The sequence below is a fragment of the Lysobacter sp. KACC 24251 genome, assembly GCF_057747755.1.
Window position 1 is genome coordinate 3,117,462 of sequence record NZ_CM173222.1, and the last position, 15,586, is coordinate 3,133,047.

Sequence of the window (15,586 nt, forward strand, 5' to 3'; positions counted from 1 at the left end):
GCCTACAGGATCGGCGCCAGCCCGGCCCCGAACGCGGTGAAGATCCGCGTGGTCACGCTCTTCAGCCCCAGGTCGACCTCGGGGAAGTCGCCGACCGGGCGGTAGCAGGCGCGGAAACCCGGATCGTCCGGGGGCAACGGCTGCGGGCACGCGGGCCCGGGCACGAACTCGTAGCTGGTGGCGTAGCGCACCGGCCAGAAATCGAACACCGGCAGCGTCTCGAACGCCTTGCCCAGCGAATAGTTGAGCCCCGACAGCACCGGCGGCCGGTCGCGCCGCGCGATCACCCACGCATTGGCCGGGGCAATGTCGCGGCGGATGCTGGCCGCCAGCGCCTGCGCGAACGCGGCATCCTCGATCACCACCGCGCTCTCGGTGTTGTAGTCGTCGCCGCGCGGGTCGAAGTTGTGCGTGCCCACCACGCCGATGCGGCCGTCGATCACCAGCGACTTGGCGTGCAGGCCGATGCGCACGCCAGCCCGCTTCAGCGGCACCGGCTCGTTGGCACCGCGCGAGCCGAAGCGCAGAGCCGCATGCTCGCGCGACAGCGGGTCGCGATAGCCGGCGCGCGGCCGGCGCACGCTGCCGAAATCGCGCCGCGGCCGCACGTACTGTCGTGCCGCGGGCTCCGCCCCGGTGGCGGTGGCCCCGGCGGCCTCCCCTGCTTCGACGCCCGCCACGGCCGGATCCTCGGGCACGCCATCCAGGGGCGGCAGCGTCGCTCCCGTCGTGGCCACGTCAATCGGCGCATCCGCGGGGAACGGCTTGAACTCGTAGATGTTGAAGCCGAACTCGCGCAGGTAGCGGCGCTTGTACTTGTACGACAGCGCGTACGCGATGAACGCATCGGTCGCCGCCAGGCTGTTGGTCGACACGATCACGCGCGGCGGGTCGGTGCGCGCACGCAGGGTGCGGAACATCTCCTGCGCCGGCTTGGACAGCACCAGGTACGGCGTCTGCAGCATCACCTCGTGCTGCGCCGACTCGATCAGCCGGCGCAGCGAGTGCGAGGCATGGGCGTTGCCCGACGCATCGCCCTCGTGCTTGGCCGGGGAGTCGGAAATGTAGCCGACGGCGCCCACCGGCAGTGCCGGCGCGACCAGCCGCTGCTCAACCAGGGCGCTGTCAGCGGCGGCGGCGCGCATGCGATCGGCGCGATCGGGCCGATGGAACTGCGCCGGCGGCAGCGCCGGCACGCCGCGCGCCAGCAGTTCGCGGCCGACGTCGGTCAGGCGCTCGGCCGGCACGCTGCGGGCGTCCTCCCAGAAGCGCACGAAGTCGGCATCCATCTCGCGCGCCACCGGCCCGGCGACGAGCACGTCGCGGTCGCGGAAGTTGTAGGTGGCGTCCCAGTCGTAATAGTCGTCCTGGTAATTGCGCCCGCCGGTGATGCCCACCGCGCCGTCGATCAGCAGCAGCTTGGTGTGCATGCGCTGGTTGAGCCGGCGCCAGCAGCAGGCCGCGGCCAGCGCGTACTGCGGATAGCTGATGCGCGCGCGGCCGAGCACCGGGTTGTACACCCGCACTTCGAAGTGGGCATGCGCGCCGGCCAGGGCCGCGAGGGTCTCGACCTTCTCCAGCGCGGCCAGCTGGTCCAGCAGCAGGCGCACCCGCACCCCGCGGCGCGCGGCGGCGAGCAGCTCGTCGATCACCAGGCGGCCGGCGTCATCCTCGTCGAAGATGTAGGTCTGCAGGTCGATGGCGGTGGTGGCGCTGCGGATCAGGTTGATCCGCGCCAGCAGTGCGTCCGGGCCATGGTCCAGGATCAGGGCGTAATGGCGCGGCGCCTCCGGGGTGGAGGTGGCGAACGCCTCGCCGGCCAGGCGGCGCAGCGGCGACGGCTGCGCGCACGCGTCCGCCGCGTCGCAGTCCACGGTGCTGATGCGCGCCTGTGCGGCCACGCCCGCGGCCTGCTCGCGCTGTACCGGCGACAAGGTCGCGCACGCTGCCAGCCACAGCGCCAGCGTGGCGACCACGATGGATCGCAAACCCGTCATTCGTCCTCGTTCTTCAACCTGACCCGCATGGTGAAGCGCACCCGGTCGGACAACACCAGCCGGTAGCCGCTCAGGCCGTAATCAGCGCGATTGATCACGCCGGAGGCGACCACGTCGCAATCCCGTCCAGGCCGCGCGCACTCCGCAGGTTGCAGTATGAAGGACTCGGTGCGGGTCACGCCATGCAGCGTCAGCTTGCCGCGCAGGCGGCCGCCGTCATGGACCAGCGCCGGCAGGTGCGGCTCGGACAGGAAGTCGATGTGCGGATAGCGGGCGGCGTCGAAGAACTGTGGGCCGCGCGCCACCACCGTGTAGTAGGGGGAACCGGCCACCTCGATGGCGGCCGCCGTGAGCGTCAGCTGCACCTGCTGGCGGCCATCGGCCATGACGGTGACCACGCCCTGGTGGCGCGTGAACGTGCCATCCACGCGCTGGCCCCAGCGGGTGCGCAGCTCGAATTCCATCCGCGAGCGTTCGTTGTCGATCTCCTGCGCGCCGGCCGTGGCCGCCGCGGCGCAACAGGCCACGGTGGCCAGCCACCGGCGCCAGCGTCGGGTCACGGCCACCAGAAGGCGGACAGCTGGGCGATGCCCGGCTCCAGCGAAGTCTCGGCGGGGACGTGGAGCACCGCGATCCCCGCGGGCGGCATGCCCCGGTAGTCGCCCGATTGGCCGCTGTGGAGCAGCGCGGCCAGCCGTTCCAGCCCGGGGTTGTGGCCCACCAGCATCAGCCGCCCGACCTCGACGTTGGCGTCGGCCAGGCCGATCAGCGTGCCGGGCGTGGCCTCGTAGATCGCCGGCTCGATGCGCTGGTCGACGTAGCCGATGGCGCCCAGCACCGCCTCCAGCGTCTCGCGGGTGCGCCGCGACGGCGAACACAGCACGCAATCGGGGATGAGGCGGTTTTCCGCCAGCCAGCGACCGGCCGCCTCGGCCTCGGCCAGGCCTTCGGCGGACAGCGGGCGGTCCAGGTCGGCCTGGCCGGCGGAGGCCGCTTCGGCGTGGGCGTGGCGGAGCAGGATCAATTCGCGCATTCGGTCGGGTTTCCGGCGGGGATCAGGGCTTGCGCAACCACTTCAACAGCGGCTGCCAGTCGGACTGGTGTTCGCGCACCTGCGCGGAGTGGTAGTCGAACAGGCTCTTGCCCAGTCCGGTCATCACCACGTAGGCCTGGCTGTCGCGCAACTGCGCCACCACCGGATAGGGCCAGGCGCGCAACAGTTCCACCGCCTGCTGCGAGGCGTTGGTCCACGGCTTGAGCTTGTTGCCGACCAGCCCGACGCGCAGCGTGCCCTTGCGCACGCGCGGGTGCTGCGCGAGCGAGTCGAGGAACGGCACGGTGGCCTCGATGTCGAGGGTGGACGGCTGGATCGGCACGATCAGCGCATCCACATGTTCGAGGAAGGCGTCGAGGTCTTCGGCCATGGCGCCAGCGGGGGCGTCGACCACCACCTGCTGGGTGTCGTCGGGCATCTGCTTGCGCCACGCCTTGCGGCGGGTGCCATCCAGCGGCAGCACGGCGGTGTCCAGCCCGGCGCGCTTCTCCGCCCAGCGGGTGGACGAGCGCTGCGGGTCGGCATCGACCAGCGCGGTGCGCAGGCCGTCGAGAGCCGCCTGCGCGGCAAGATGGGTGGCGATCGTGGTCTTGCCCACGCCCCCCTTGGAGCTGGCGACCAGCACGGTTCTCATCAAGCCCACCTTTGGCGCTTACACCGGACGGGAACCGCAGCGTACACCGGGAGTGGCGCGGGCGGCCACCGGCGTCAGCGCCGGGGCGTGGCGAGCCCTACCCCACCGGCACGTGTACCCACGCCGGCAGCGTCAGCAACGACAGCAGCAGGCCATAGCCGACCATCGCCGCGGCCAGCCGCGGCGCGAGATTGTGGGCGATGGCCAGCGCGCCGGCGGTGACCATCGAGGGCATCGCCGCTTCCAGCACGGTGGTGCGGGCCATGTCGCCGTGCAGGCCCAGCAACGTAACCAAGGTCCACGCCAGTGCGGGCATCACCGCCAGCTTCAGCAGCAGGCCAGTGGCCAGCGGTTTGAGCTCGTCGCGCGGCAACGACAGGCGCACGGACAGGCCGATGGTGAGCATGGCCAGCGGCAGCAGGGCATCGGACAGGCGCTGCAGGCCACCCGCCACCCATGCCGGCGGCTCAGTGGGCATCACCGTGAATCCCACCACCAGCGCCCACAGCGGCGGAAAGCGCACGATGCGGCGCGCGATGTCGCCAGCCGACGGGGTGTGGTCGCCGCCGTAGCGTGCCAGCACCCACAGCCCAAAGGTCGACATGATCAGGAACGCGCCGAACTGGTCGTAGATCACCGCGTACGGCAGCGCGTGCTCGCCGATGAGCGCGCGGGTCAGCGGATAGCCTAGGAAGCTGGTGTTGCCCAGCGCGACGGTCAGCAGCAGGACCGCGCGCTCCTCGTCGCGGAACTTCAACCAGCGCGCCAGCGCGCCCACCAGCAGCACGGTCGCGCCCAGCAGCAGCCACGGCACCGCGACGACGCCCAACAGTGCCGGTTCAAAATGCAGTCGGGGCGCATAGCGCAACACCGCCGCCGGCAGGCACACGTACAGCACCACCAGGTTCAGGGTCTGCGCCGAATCCTCCGGCAACACCCGCAGGCGCTGGAACAGGTAGCCCAGTGCCAGCATCGCCAGCACCAGGGCGAACGCATCAAACGCCATCAGTAACCCGCGGCCTGGCCATCCTTGCGCGACTCACTGGCACCGATGTAGCCCCCATGCGGATTGACCATGATGGCCTGGTAGCCGCCATACGGGCCGTCGGCGAAGCGCACGCTATGGCCCTTGCGCATCAGCGCGCGCACGGTCTCGTACGGGAAGCCGGATTCCAGGTCCAGTTCGCCGCCGTCGGCCATCGCCGTGGCCTGTCCCGCGGGCTCGGTCGAGCCGTCGTGCTGGATGCGCGGGGCATCGCCGGCCTCCTGCAGGTTCATGCCGAAGTCGATCAGGTTGAGCAGGATCTGCACGTGGCCCTGCGGCTGCATCGCGCCGCCCATCACCCCGTAGCTCAGCCACGGCTTGCCGCCCTTGGTGACGAATGCGGGAATGATGGTGTGGAACGGCAGCTTGCCCGGCGCGAAGGAGTTGGGATGGCCTTCCTTCAGCACGAACTGCTCGCCGCGGTCCTGGAAGATGAAGCCGAGTCCTGGTGGGGCCATGCCGCTGCCCATGCCGCGGTAGTTGGACTGGATCAGCGAGACCATCATGCCGTCGGCATCGGCGACGGTCATGTAGATGGTGTCGCCTTCGTTGAGCTGCGGGATCACGCCGGGCTCGGCCGCCTTCATCGCGCGGTCCATCGAGATCAGCTTGCCGCGCTCGCGGGCGTAGTCCTTCGACAACAGCCTGGCCACCGGGGTCTTGTAGTGGTCGGGATCGGCGTACGAGGCCGCGCGGTCGGCGAAGGCGAGCTTCTTGGCCTCGGTGAACAGGTGCACGTGCTCCGGGCTGCCGAAGCCGTAGGCCTTGAGGTCGTAGGGTTCGAGCAGGTTGAGGATCTGCAGCGCGGCGATGCCTTGGCCGTTGGGCGGCAGTTCCCACACATCGAAGCCACGGTAGTTGGTGCTGACCGGGTCGACCCACTCCCCGCGATGCGCGGCGAGGTCGTCATACGCGAGGAAGCCGCCATTGGCCTTGAAATAACTGTCGATCCGGCGCGCGATGTCGCCCTTGTAGAACGCATCGCGGCCGCCGCGCGCGATGGCGTCCAGCGTGGCGGCCAAGTGCGGGTTCTTCCACGTCTCGCCGGTGCGCGGTCCGCGGCGGCCATTGGTGCAACCGGTATCCTTGGCGCCACACGGCACGGTGAACTGCTCGCTGAAGCCGGGCCACCTGGACAGCGTCGGCACGGAGCGGCCCCAGTAGTAGGCGATCACCTCGTGCACCGGATGGCCTTCGCGCGCATAGCGGATGGCAGGCGCGAGGTTGTCGGCCATCGCGCGCCGGCCGAAGCGCTGGTGCAGGGCGAACCACGCGTCCACCGTGCCCGGCACGGTCACCGGCAGCGGGCCGTGCGCCGGCACCTCGCTGAGGCCACGGCGCTGGAATTCGGCCAGGGTCAGCGCCTGGGGCGAGCGGCCTGAGCCGTTGTAGCCGTGCAGCTTGCGCGACTTCGGATCCCAGACGATGGCGAACAGGTCGCCGCCGACGCCGTTGCCGGTCGGCTCCATCAGGCCAAGCGCGGCGTTGGCGGCGATCGCCGCATCCACTGCGCTGCCGCCGGCCTTCATCACGTCCATCGCGATCTGGGTGGCCAGTGGGTGCGAGGTCGCGGCCATCGCGTGCGGGGCGTAGACCTCGCTGCGGGTGGCGAAGGGCTTGCCGGTGATGCGGTCGGCGGCCGGGGCGGCCAAGGGCAGGGCGAGCAGGAGCGCAACAATGAGCGGGCGCATGCCGGAATCCGGGCGGTGACAGGTGGGGCCATGCTAGCGCGCGCTGGGCGACGCGGCGTTGCGACGATGGGCGGGTGGTGCCTAGTCGGGGTAGCGCTCGCGGACGAACAGGCGCAGGTGCTGCACCGCGGTCTCGACGTGGGCCGCCAGCACCCGTGCCTCGGCCCACGCGCCATTGCGCGCGGCATCCTCGAGCACGCCAGCAGCCGTGGCCAGGTCCTGCGCACCCACCAGCCGTGCCGCGCCCTTCAGCTTGTGCGCCTCACGGGTGACGGCCTCCAGGTCGCCAGCATCGCGCGCGGCGCGCAAAGCGCCCAGGTCATGGTCGACGCTGGACAGGTAGTCGTGGAGCACGCTGCGGATTTCCGCAGCGTCGCCACCGGTGAGGTCGGCGAGCACGGCGGCGTCGAGTGCGGGCGAATGATCGAGCTGCGGGGTCACGCCCGCCGCGGGCGGCGGGGCCTGCCCGTGCGCGGTGCCAGGCAGCCAGCGCTGGAGGCACGCCGCCAGCGTGGCCACGCTCACCGGCTTGGCCAGGTAATCGTCCATGCCCGCGGCGAGGCAGCGTTCCGCTTCGCCCTTCAGCGCGGAGGCGGTCAGCGCCACGATCGGGACGCGCGGCCGTCCGCTGCGCGCCTCCTCGGCGCGGATCTCGCGGGCGAAGTCGTAGCCGTCCAGGCCCGGCATGTGCACGTCCGACAGCACCAGCCCGTAGCCACCCTCGCGCCAGCGCGCCAGGCCGTGGCGGCCGTCTTCGGCGGGCTCGCTGGCATATCCGGCCAACGCCAGCTGGCGCGCGATCACCATGCGGTTGATGGGGTGGTCGTCGACCAGCAGCACCAGCGAGCCGTCGCGCCGTGCCTGTTCCACGCTCGGCAGCGGGCGCGGGGTGAATCCCTCGTCCGTCGCCGTGGTCGTGGGCGCGGGCGGCAGGTCTTCCACGCGGGCGCGCGGCAAGGTCACCTGCAGGCGCATGGTGGTGCCGGTGCCGGGGGCGCTCTGCATGCTGACCGCACCGCCCATCAGCTCCGCCAGCCGGCGGCAGATCGCCAGGCCCAGGCCAGTACCGCCGAAACGGCGCGTGGTGTCGCCTTCGGCCTGGCTGAACGGCTCGAACAGGTGCTGCTGCTGTTCGGCGCCCACGCCGATGCCGGTGTCGGTCACGCGCAGGCACAGCTGGTCGGCGCCGAGCCCGTCGCCCTTCTCCGGGACGTCCGCGCCCAGCCATTCCAGCGCCACGTCCACCCGCCCCGTTTCAGTGAACTTGATCGCGTTGGAAAGGAAGTTGGCCAGGATCTGCCGCAGCCGCAACGCATCGGCGCGGTACGCCGGCGCCAGCCGCGGGTCGATGTGGCATTCCAGCGCCAGTCCCTTGCTCGACGCCGATCCCAGGTAGTTGGCCACCGTGCTGCGCACCAGCGCCGGCAGGCTCGTGGGTTCGGGCATCAGCGCCAGGCGGCCGGCTTCGATCTTCGAGAAGTCCAGGATGTCGCCGATGATCCGCAGCAGGGCCTGCGAAGACTCCTGGATGACGTTCAGCGCGCGGCGCTGGTCGACGTCCAGCTGCGAGTGCGCGAGGACCTCGATCATCCCCGTCACGCCGATCATCGGCGTGCGGATCTCGTGGCTCATCGCGGCCAGGAACGATGACTTGGCCTCGTTGGCCTGCTGCGCGCGCGCCTCGCTGTCGCGCAGTTCCTGTTCCAGCTGCTTGAACTGGGTGAGGTCGGTGGCCACCGCGATCACGCCGGCCGCGCGGCCGTGCTCGTCCTCCACCGGCGACAGCGCGATCAGCACCGGTACCAGGTGGCCGTCGCGGTGGCGCAACACCGCCTCGCCGGGCGGCAGCCGCAGCGAAGCCAGCGCCTCCAGCGCGCGCCAGTCGGTGGGCACCGGGCGGCCCAGCATCTCGCCCAGGCGCAGCGCGGTGCGCTCGATCTCGTGCGGTGGCACCAGCAGCGGTCCGTCGTCGGGGCGCGGTTGGCTGCCGTAGCGCACCACCTTGCCGAGGATCTCATTGGCACGCCAACCGAGCATGCGTTCGGCGAAGGGGTTGAACACGTTCCAGCGTCCGTCGCGATCCACCGCGAGGATGGCCGCCTGCGCCGCTGCCAGCAGCGAACTGAGGAAACGCTCGCGCCGGGCCAACTCGGCCCGGGTGCGCTCGACCTCGCGCAGGTTGTCGGTGAGCCGCTGTTCAAATGCCACCACGTTGCGGCGCATGTCAACGAAGGCGTCCATCACCGTCGCCAGCTCGCCGGTTGGCTGGTACTGCGGCTGCGCGTCGAAGTCGTGCGTGTGCATGCGCCGCGCCAGCCAAGTCAGGCTTTCCACGCCGCGGTAGGCGTTGCGCAGCACGCGCCGCCCGATCAGCGCAGCCGCCAGCAGCGCCAGCACCGACAGCCCGATGCGCAGCGCGCTCACCGTGCGGTTGCGGCGCACATCGGCGGCCACCAGCGCATCGGCCCGCACCTGGGCCAGGTCCGAGAGCGCCTTGATCCGGCGCGTCACCGGGTCCACCGCCGGGTAAAGCTCGCTGTCGGCGAAACGGCCCAGCGCGCGGATGTCCTGCCGCAGCAGGATGCCGCGCAGCTTCAGCGCGGCCTGGTCGGCACGCACTCGCGCGGCCGCCACTTCATCCAGCAGCGCGCGCTCGCGCTCATCCTGCGGCAGTGCCGCCAGCAGTGCCCATTCGCCGTCGATGCGCACGCGCGCGGCGTCCACCGTCGCCACGCCTTCGCGCCACGGCATCAGGTGGTTGCGCACGCGGAAGGTGGTATCGACGATGTCCAGGCCGTAGGCATCGGACACGCTCTTGAGCACGGCCATGCGCCGCAGCGAATCGTCCTTGAGCAGCAGCAGCGACTGCCGCGCGCGGTACTGCGCGACCTCGTCGATGACCAGCACGCTCACTCCGGTGAGCAGGAACAGGCCGAACAGCGCCCAGAGCTGGTGGCGGAAGCTGAGCCTGGCGAGGAACCCGGCCACGGCGCGCGTCAGGGGCCGGGCCGCCGCCAGTGCGCCACCACCTCGGGCAAACGCGCCGCCGGCACCGGCAGCGAAATCAGCGTGCCCTGGGCAATACCGCAACCGAGGTCGGCCAGCATCTGCCAGTCCTCGATGCTCTCCACGCCTTCGGCCACGACCTTGAGGTCGAGCTTGCGCGCCAAGTCCAGGCTGGCCTCGACCACCGCCCGCTTGCGCGGTTGCTTGTGCGCGCCGGACACGAAGCCCTGGTCGATCTTGAGTTCGGTGAACGGCACCTGCGACAGCTGCGCCAGCGACGACCAGCCGGTGCCGAAGTCGTCGATCGACAGGCCAAAGCCCTTGAGCCGCAGTCGCGCCATCACCCCCAGCCCGCGCGCGGCATCGGCCATGACCGAACTTTCGGTGATCTCGAGGATCACGTCGGCCGGGTCCACGCCCTCGGCCTCGACCAGGCGCTGGTAGCGGTCGGCCGCACTGTTGAGCGTCAGCGACGTAGGCGACACGTTCACCGACAGCGTCAGCCGCAGGCCCTGCTGGTCCCAGCGGCGCTTGTCGCGGCAGGCCTGGGTCAGCATGTGGTCGGTCATTGCTTCGAGCAGGCCCTCGCGTTCCAGCAATGCAATGAAATGCGTCGGGGGCACCACGTGGCCATCCGCGCGGACCCAGCGCGCCAGCGCCTCGACCCCGACCACCCGGCCGTTGCTGAACTCCACCTGCGGCTGGTACCACGGGGTGATCTCACCGGCGGCCAGCGCTTCGCGGATGGTGCTGGCGCTGATCTCCATCGGCTCGACGAGGGCATCGTCATGCGGGCCGTGGACGTAGTCCTCCAGCGCGACGGCCAGCTTTTCCAGGGTCAGCGGCTTCTCCACGCTGCCGAGCACGCGCAGGCCGTAGGCGCGGGCCATGGTCTGCACGGTGTTGAGCAGCGCCGCGTCGAGCGCGCTGACCACGACCACCGCGCGCGCCAGCCGGCGCTGCGCCACGTGGCCGATGAACTCGATGCCGTCCATGCCCGGCATGTCCAGGTCGACCAGCACCACGTCGGGGATGTGGCCCAGGTCGTCCAGCTGGCCCAGCGCGCCGGCGCCATCAGCCGCCTGGTGGACTTCGGTGACACCCAGTTCGGCGAGCAGGCGCAGCGCCATCCGGCGCTGGAAGCCGTGGTCTTCGACCACCATGACGCTCAAGGCCGACAGGGACATCCGTTCCTCGGAGCTGGGTGAGCTCGCTCGACTGTAGCGTGCCCACCGTCACAACGCGAGACACCCGGGCGGCGGATCAACCGCGCCCGGTCGGGGTCACGGCCAGGTGGGCGGATTGGCTACCCAGGCGGCGTGCACTTCGGCCAGGGTCGCGCGTTCGTTTTCCTTCCACTCCGGCAACAGTTCGGCGTAACGCCCGGTGGTCAACCACTGCACGGGCTCGGTGCGCACGGCGGCGGCATACCACTGCACGGCCTCGTCCTTGCGGTCCAGCGTCCACAGCACCATGGCCAGGGTCGTCGGGATCCAGCTGGCGGTGGAATTGCGGGCCGCCACCAGCTTCTGCCACTGCGCCAGGGCCGCCTCGTCGTCGCCGGAGCGGTACAGGTCCCAGCCGTAGTTCCACAACAGGGGCCGGTACAGGCCATCACTCTGCGTGACCAGCGCCAGGGCATCGGCATACAGCTGGCGGCCCAATTCGACGCGACCCGCCTCCATGGCGATATGCGCCAGCTGCGCGCGCTCGGCCACGGCACGGGGATTGCGCTGGATGGCGCGCACCAGCTTCTGGGTGGCGATCTCACCCGTTTCGCGCACCGCCACGATCGGCTTCACTGCCAACGCATCGGCTTCGAAATAGAACTCGGCCGGCGCGGGCAGCGCCTGCGCCTGCGCGCCGGAGGCCACCATCAGGCCCACCGCAAGCAGCAAACCACGGATTCGCATGGCAATTTTCCCCCTGTATTGCAGTCACCATCGTACCCGGTACGGAGCCGGGTCGGCGCATTGTGCCCGGTTGAGACTTTAGTCGCTGGTACAATTGCCCGGTTTTGCACGACCGGTCCGTTGCCCCCGCACGCCCGCCGTCCCCGCATCCGCCGCCCCCGCAGCCACCCCGCCGGCCCCCCCGCCGCGCCCGGAGCCACGCATGACCAGCACCGCCGAACTCAGCTCGCCGTCCTCGGCGAACACCGCCCTGACCAACAGTGTGGTCGACACCGACTACACCCTCGAGCACAAGTACAGCCGCGAGAAGGGCCGCATCTACCTGAGCGGCGTGCAGGCCCTGGTGCGCCTGCCGCTGATGCAGCGCCTGCGTGACGAGGCCAATGGCCTCAACACCGGCGGCTTCATCTCCGGCTACCGCGGCAGCCCGCTGGGCGGCTTCGACCTGGAGCTGTGGCGCGCCAAGAAGTACCTCGAACAGGCCGGCGTGAAGTTCACCCCGGGCCTGAACGAGGACCTGGGCGCCACCATGGTCTGGGGCACGCAGCAGACCAACCTGTTCCCCGGCGCCAAGGTCGATGGCGTGTATGGCATGTGGTACGGCAAGGGTCCCGGCGTGGACCGCTGCGGTGACGTGTTCAAGCACGCCAACGCCGCCGGCACCAGCCGCTTTGGCGGCGTGCTGGCGCTGGCCGCCGACGACCACGCCTGCCGCTCCTCGACCCTGCCGCACGGCAGCGAGGACGAGTTCGTCAGCGCGATGATGCCGATCCTCAACCCGGCCGGCGTGCAGGACATCCTCGAGATGGGCCTGATCGGCTGGCAGATGAGCCGCTTCACCGGCCGCTGGGTGGGCTTCAAGACCATCGCCGAAACCGTGGAATCGTCGGCCTCGGTGGAGGTCGACCCGATGGCGCTGCAGATCATCACCCCGGACGACTTCGAGATGCCGGAAGGCGGGCTCAACATCCGCTGGCCGGACCCGCCGATGAACCAGGAGATGCGCCTGCACAAGTACGCGGTGAAGGCCGCGCAGGCCTTCGCCCGTGCCAACAAGCTCGACAAGGTGGTGATCGACTCGCCGCGCGCGCGCCTGGGCATCGTCACCACCGGCAAGTCGTACCTCGACGTGCTGCAGGCGCTGGAATACCTGGGCCTGGACGAGCAGGCCTGCGCCGACCTCGGCATCCGCGTGTACAAGGTAGGCATGACCTGGCCGCTGGAGCCGGTGGGCATCCGCGCGTTCGCCGAAGGCCTTGAGGACATCATCGTCGTCGAAGAGAAGCGCGCCTTCATCGAGCGGCAGATGAAGGAGTACATGTACAACTGGCCGGGCCAGCGCCCGAGCATCGTCGGCAAGTACGACGAAGCCGGCGAATGGATCCTGCCGAGCACCGGCGAACTGACCCCGGCGACGATTGCCGGCGTGATCGGCCGCCGCATCCAGCGCTTCCACAACAGCGAGCACATCCAGAACGTGCTGCGCTGGATGGACGAGAAGGAATCCGAGCTGGCCCTGCCCCGCGCGCAGTTCCCGCGCGTGCCGCACTACTGCTCCGGGTGCCCGCACAACACCTCGACCGTGGTGCCGGAGGGTTCGCGCGCGCTGGGCGGCATCGGCTGCCACTACATGGTCACGTGGATGGACCGCAACACCGACACCTTCACCCACATGGGCGGCGAAGGCGTGACGTGGGCGGGCCAGGCGGCCTTCACCGACACCCCGCACGTGTTCCAGAACCTGGGCGACGGCACCTACTTCCACAGTGGTTCGCTGGCGATCCGCCAGTCGATCGCGGCCGGCGTCAACATCACCTACAAGATCCTCTACAACGACGCGGTGGCGATGACCGGCGGCCAGCCGGTGGACGGCACCCTGACCGTGCCGCAGATCGCGCACCAGGTGCGCAGCGAAGGCGTGCAGACCATCATCCTGCTGTCGGACGACATCAAGAAGTGGAACAAGCGCGAGCTGTTCCCCTCCGACATGGAGTTCCACGACCGCAGCGAACTGGACACCATCCAGAAGCGCCTGCGCGAAGTGAAGGGCACCTCGGTGCTGATCTTCGACCAGACCTGCGCCACCGAGAAGCGCCGCCGCCGCAAGCGCGGCAAGATGGTCGACCCGCAGAAGCGCGTGGTGGTCAACTCGCTGGTGTGCGAAGGCTGCGGCGACTGCGGCAAGAAGTCGTTCTGCGTGTCGGTGCTGCCGAAGGAAACCGAGTTCGGCCGCAAGCGCGAGATCGACCAGTCCAACTGCAACAAGGACTACAGCTGCACCACCGGCTTCTGCCCCAGCTTCGTCACCGTCGAAGGCGGTGGCCTGCGCAAGAAGAAGGGGTCGGGTGCCAAGGACCGCCTCGCCAACCTGCCGCTGCCGCAGGTGGCCAGCGACCTGTCGCAGCCGTGGAACATCCTGCTGACCGGCGTCGGCGGCACCGGCGTGGTCACCATCGGCGCGCTGCTGGGCATGGCCGGCCACCTCGAGGGCCGCGGCGCCACCGTGCTGGACCAGACCGGCCTGGCGCAGAAGGGCGGCGCGGTCACCACCCACATCCGCATCGCCAAGTCGCCCGATGACATCCACGCCGTGCGCATCGCCGCCGGCGAGGCCGACCTGGTACTGGGCTGCGACATGGTCGTGGTCAACGACTACTGGGTGCTGTCGAAGATCCGCAGCGGCCGCGCCAACGTCGTGCTGAACACCTACGAAGCGATGCCGGGCACCTTCACCACCCGCCCGGACATGCAGTTCCCGGCCACCGACATCATCGCCGCGATCAACGGCGCGCTGGGCGGCGAAGGCCTGCACGCCGTGGACGCCACCCAGCTGGCCACCGCGCTGATGGGCGATGCGATTGCCACCAACCTGTTCATCCTCGGCTACGCCTGGCAGAAGGGCCTGGTGCCGCTGACGATGGACTCGCTGATGCGCGCCATCGAGCTCAACGGCGCCGCGGTGGAGATGAACAAGACCGCGTTCGCGTGGGGCCGCCTGGCGGTGATCGATCCGAAGGCGGTGGCCGAGGCCGCCGGCCTGATCCGCAACGCCCAGACCACCGCCGAAGCCACCCCGCACGCGCTGCCGATGCTCAAGGCCGGCGAGTGGGAAGGCCACGAGTGGGGCGGCAACGCCGCGCCGCTGACCGCGGTGCGCAACGAGGACGAACTGCGCCACCTGCCCAACAACACCGGCGGCGACAACGTCGCGTTCCTGCCGCTGGACGACGAGCGCCTGTCGCGTTCGCTGGACGAGCTGATCAGCCGCCGCGTGGCGTTCCTGACCGAGTACCAGGACGCCGAGTACGCCAAGGGCTACGCCAGCTTCGTCACCCGCGTGCGCGATGCCGAGCAGTCCAAGGCGCCGGGCAGCACCGACCTGACCGAGGCCGTGGCGCGCTACGCGTTCAAGCTGATGGCGTACAAGGACGAGTACGAAGTGGCGCGCCTGTACACCAGCGGCGAGTTCCTGCGCCGCGTGCAGCAGCAGTTCGACGGTGACTACAAGCTCAAGTTCCACCTGGCGCCGCCGCTGCTGGCCAAGAAGAACGCGCAGGGCCAGCTGGTCAAGGCCGAATACGGGCCGTGGGTGCTGACCGCGTTCAAGTGGCTGGCCAAGCTGCGCAAGTTCCGCGGCACCAAGCTGGACGTGTTCGGCTACACCGAGGAGCGGAAGATGGAGCGGCAGTTGATTGCCGATTACATCCGCACGGTGGAGGGGCTGCTGCCGAAGCTGGATCGCGGCAATGTGGATCTGGCGGCGGAGATCGCGTCGATTCCGGAGCACATCCGCGGGTATGGGCACGTCAAGGAAGCGCACCTGCATGAGGCGAAGGCGCGGGAGGCTGAGCTGTTGAAGGAGTGGGATAACCCGTTGCGGATTGTCAAAGTCGCTTGAGGTTGGTCGCACAGTGGGAGTCAGCGCGATGGGGGTGTCGTTCCGACCCTCCGTCGCGGCAATCCTGCCGCGAGTCGGGCCGCGGGCCATCCTTGGCCCGCTCTACACGACACCCCCATCGCACTACCTCCCACCTGGTGACGGGTGGCGGAGTTGAAAAGCAGAAGCCCCGCCTTTGGCGGGGCTTCGCTATTTGGTCCGTCGATTTAGACCACTTACGGCGGCGGTTTCAGGCGGACTATGGGAGCCCGGATGTAGACACGACTTGGAACCAGTATCCTGGCGTTGCTCTATCACTCGTCGCAAGCGATCTTTCCCGATCTCGAGCATGTCGGGCACCGTTGTTCA

General features: G+C 69.8%; 10 protein-coding genes. 1 reads left to right on the top strand and 9 read right to left on the bottom strand.

All coding sequences use genetic code 11. The features are described from left to right. Positions 1-2: 2 nt before the first annotated feature. From AC3ARF_RS14430 to AC3ARF_RS14470, 9 genes are all read right to left on the bottom strand, one after another. Entirely contained in the window at positions 3-1,997 is a 1,995-nt protein-coding gene (locus tag AC3ARF_RS14430; RefSeq protein WP_498929051.1) for a phospholipase D family protein, read from the bottom strand. Then, complete coding sequence (locus AC3ARF_RS14435; protein WP_498929053.1) at positions 1,994-2,557, bottom strand: YceI family protein; 564 nt, start codon at positions 2,555-2,557, stop codon at positions 1,994-1,996. The genes AC3ARF_RS14430 and AC3ARF_RS14435 overlap by 4 nt, the downstream gene beginning before the upstream one ends. Continuing rightward, a complete protein-coding gene (locus AC3ARF_RS14440) occupies positions 2,554-3,030 on the bottom strand; it encodes a SixA phosphatase family protein (RefSeq protein ID WP_498929055.1) in 477 nt (158 codons plus the stop codon). The genes AC3ARF_RS14435 and AC3ARF_RS14440 overlap by 4 nt, the downstream gene beginning before the upstream one ends. A 22-nt stretch (positions 3,031-3,052) precedes the next feature. Then, positions 3,053-3,685, bottom strand: coding sequence for a ParA family protein (locus AC3ARF_RS14445; RefSeq protein WP_498929056.1), 633 nt, complete (start codon positions 3,683-3,685; stop codon positions 3,053-3,055). A 97-nt stretch (positions 3,686-3,782) separates the two neighbouring features. After that, complete coding sequence (locus tag AC3ARF_RS14450) at positions 3,783-4,691, bottom strand: AEC family transporter (protein WP_498929059.1); 909 nt, start codon at positions 4,689-4,691, stop codon at positions 3,783-3,785. Continuing rightward, positions 4,691-6,421, bottom strand: coding sequence for a gamma-glutamyltransferase (ggt, locus tag AC3ARF_RS14455; protein WP_498929061.1), 1,731 nt, complete (start codon positions 6,419-6,421; stop codon positions 4,691-4,693). The genes AC3ARF_RS14450 and ggt overlap by 1 nt, the downstream gene beginning before the upstream one ends. Positions 6,422-6,502: 81 nt before the next feature. Beyond that, positions 6,503-9,409: an ATP-binding protein gene (locus AC3ARF_RS14460; protein WP_498929063.1), complete on the bottom strand. Its 2,907-nt coding sequence runs from the start codon at positions 9,407-9,409 to the stop codon at positions 6,503-6,505. Between the two features lie 8 nt (positions 9,410-9,417). Continuing rightward, the gene (locus AC3ARF_RS14465; protein ID WP_498929064.1) at positions 9,418-10,614 is read right to left on the bottom strand and encodes an EAL domain-containing response regulator; all 1,197 of its coding nucleotides are present in this window, start codon (positions 10,612-10,614) and stop codon (positions 9,418-9,420) included. A gap of 96 nt (positions 10,615-10,710) precedes the next feature. Continuing rightward, on the bottom strand, positions 10,711-11,340 hold the full coding sequence (locus AC3ARF_RS14470) for a tetratricopeptide repeat protein (protein WP_498929067.1): 630 nt from the start codon (positions 11,338-11,340) through the stop codon (positions 10,711-10,713). Positions 11,341-11,542: 202 nt separating this feature from the next. On the opposite strand from AC3ARF_RS14470, the gene AC3ARF_RS14475 reads away from it, so the two are divergent. Beyond that, positions 11,543-15,238: an indolepyruvate ferredoxin oxidoreductase family protein gene (locus AC3ARF_RS14475; RefSeq protein WP_498929069.1), complete on the top strand. Its 3,696-nt coding sequence runs from the start codon at positions 11,543-11,545 to the stop codon at positions 15,236-15,238. Positions 15,239-15,586 lie beyond the last annotated feature (348 nt).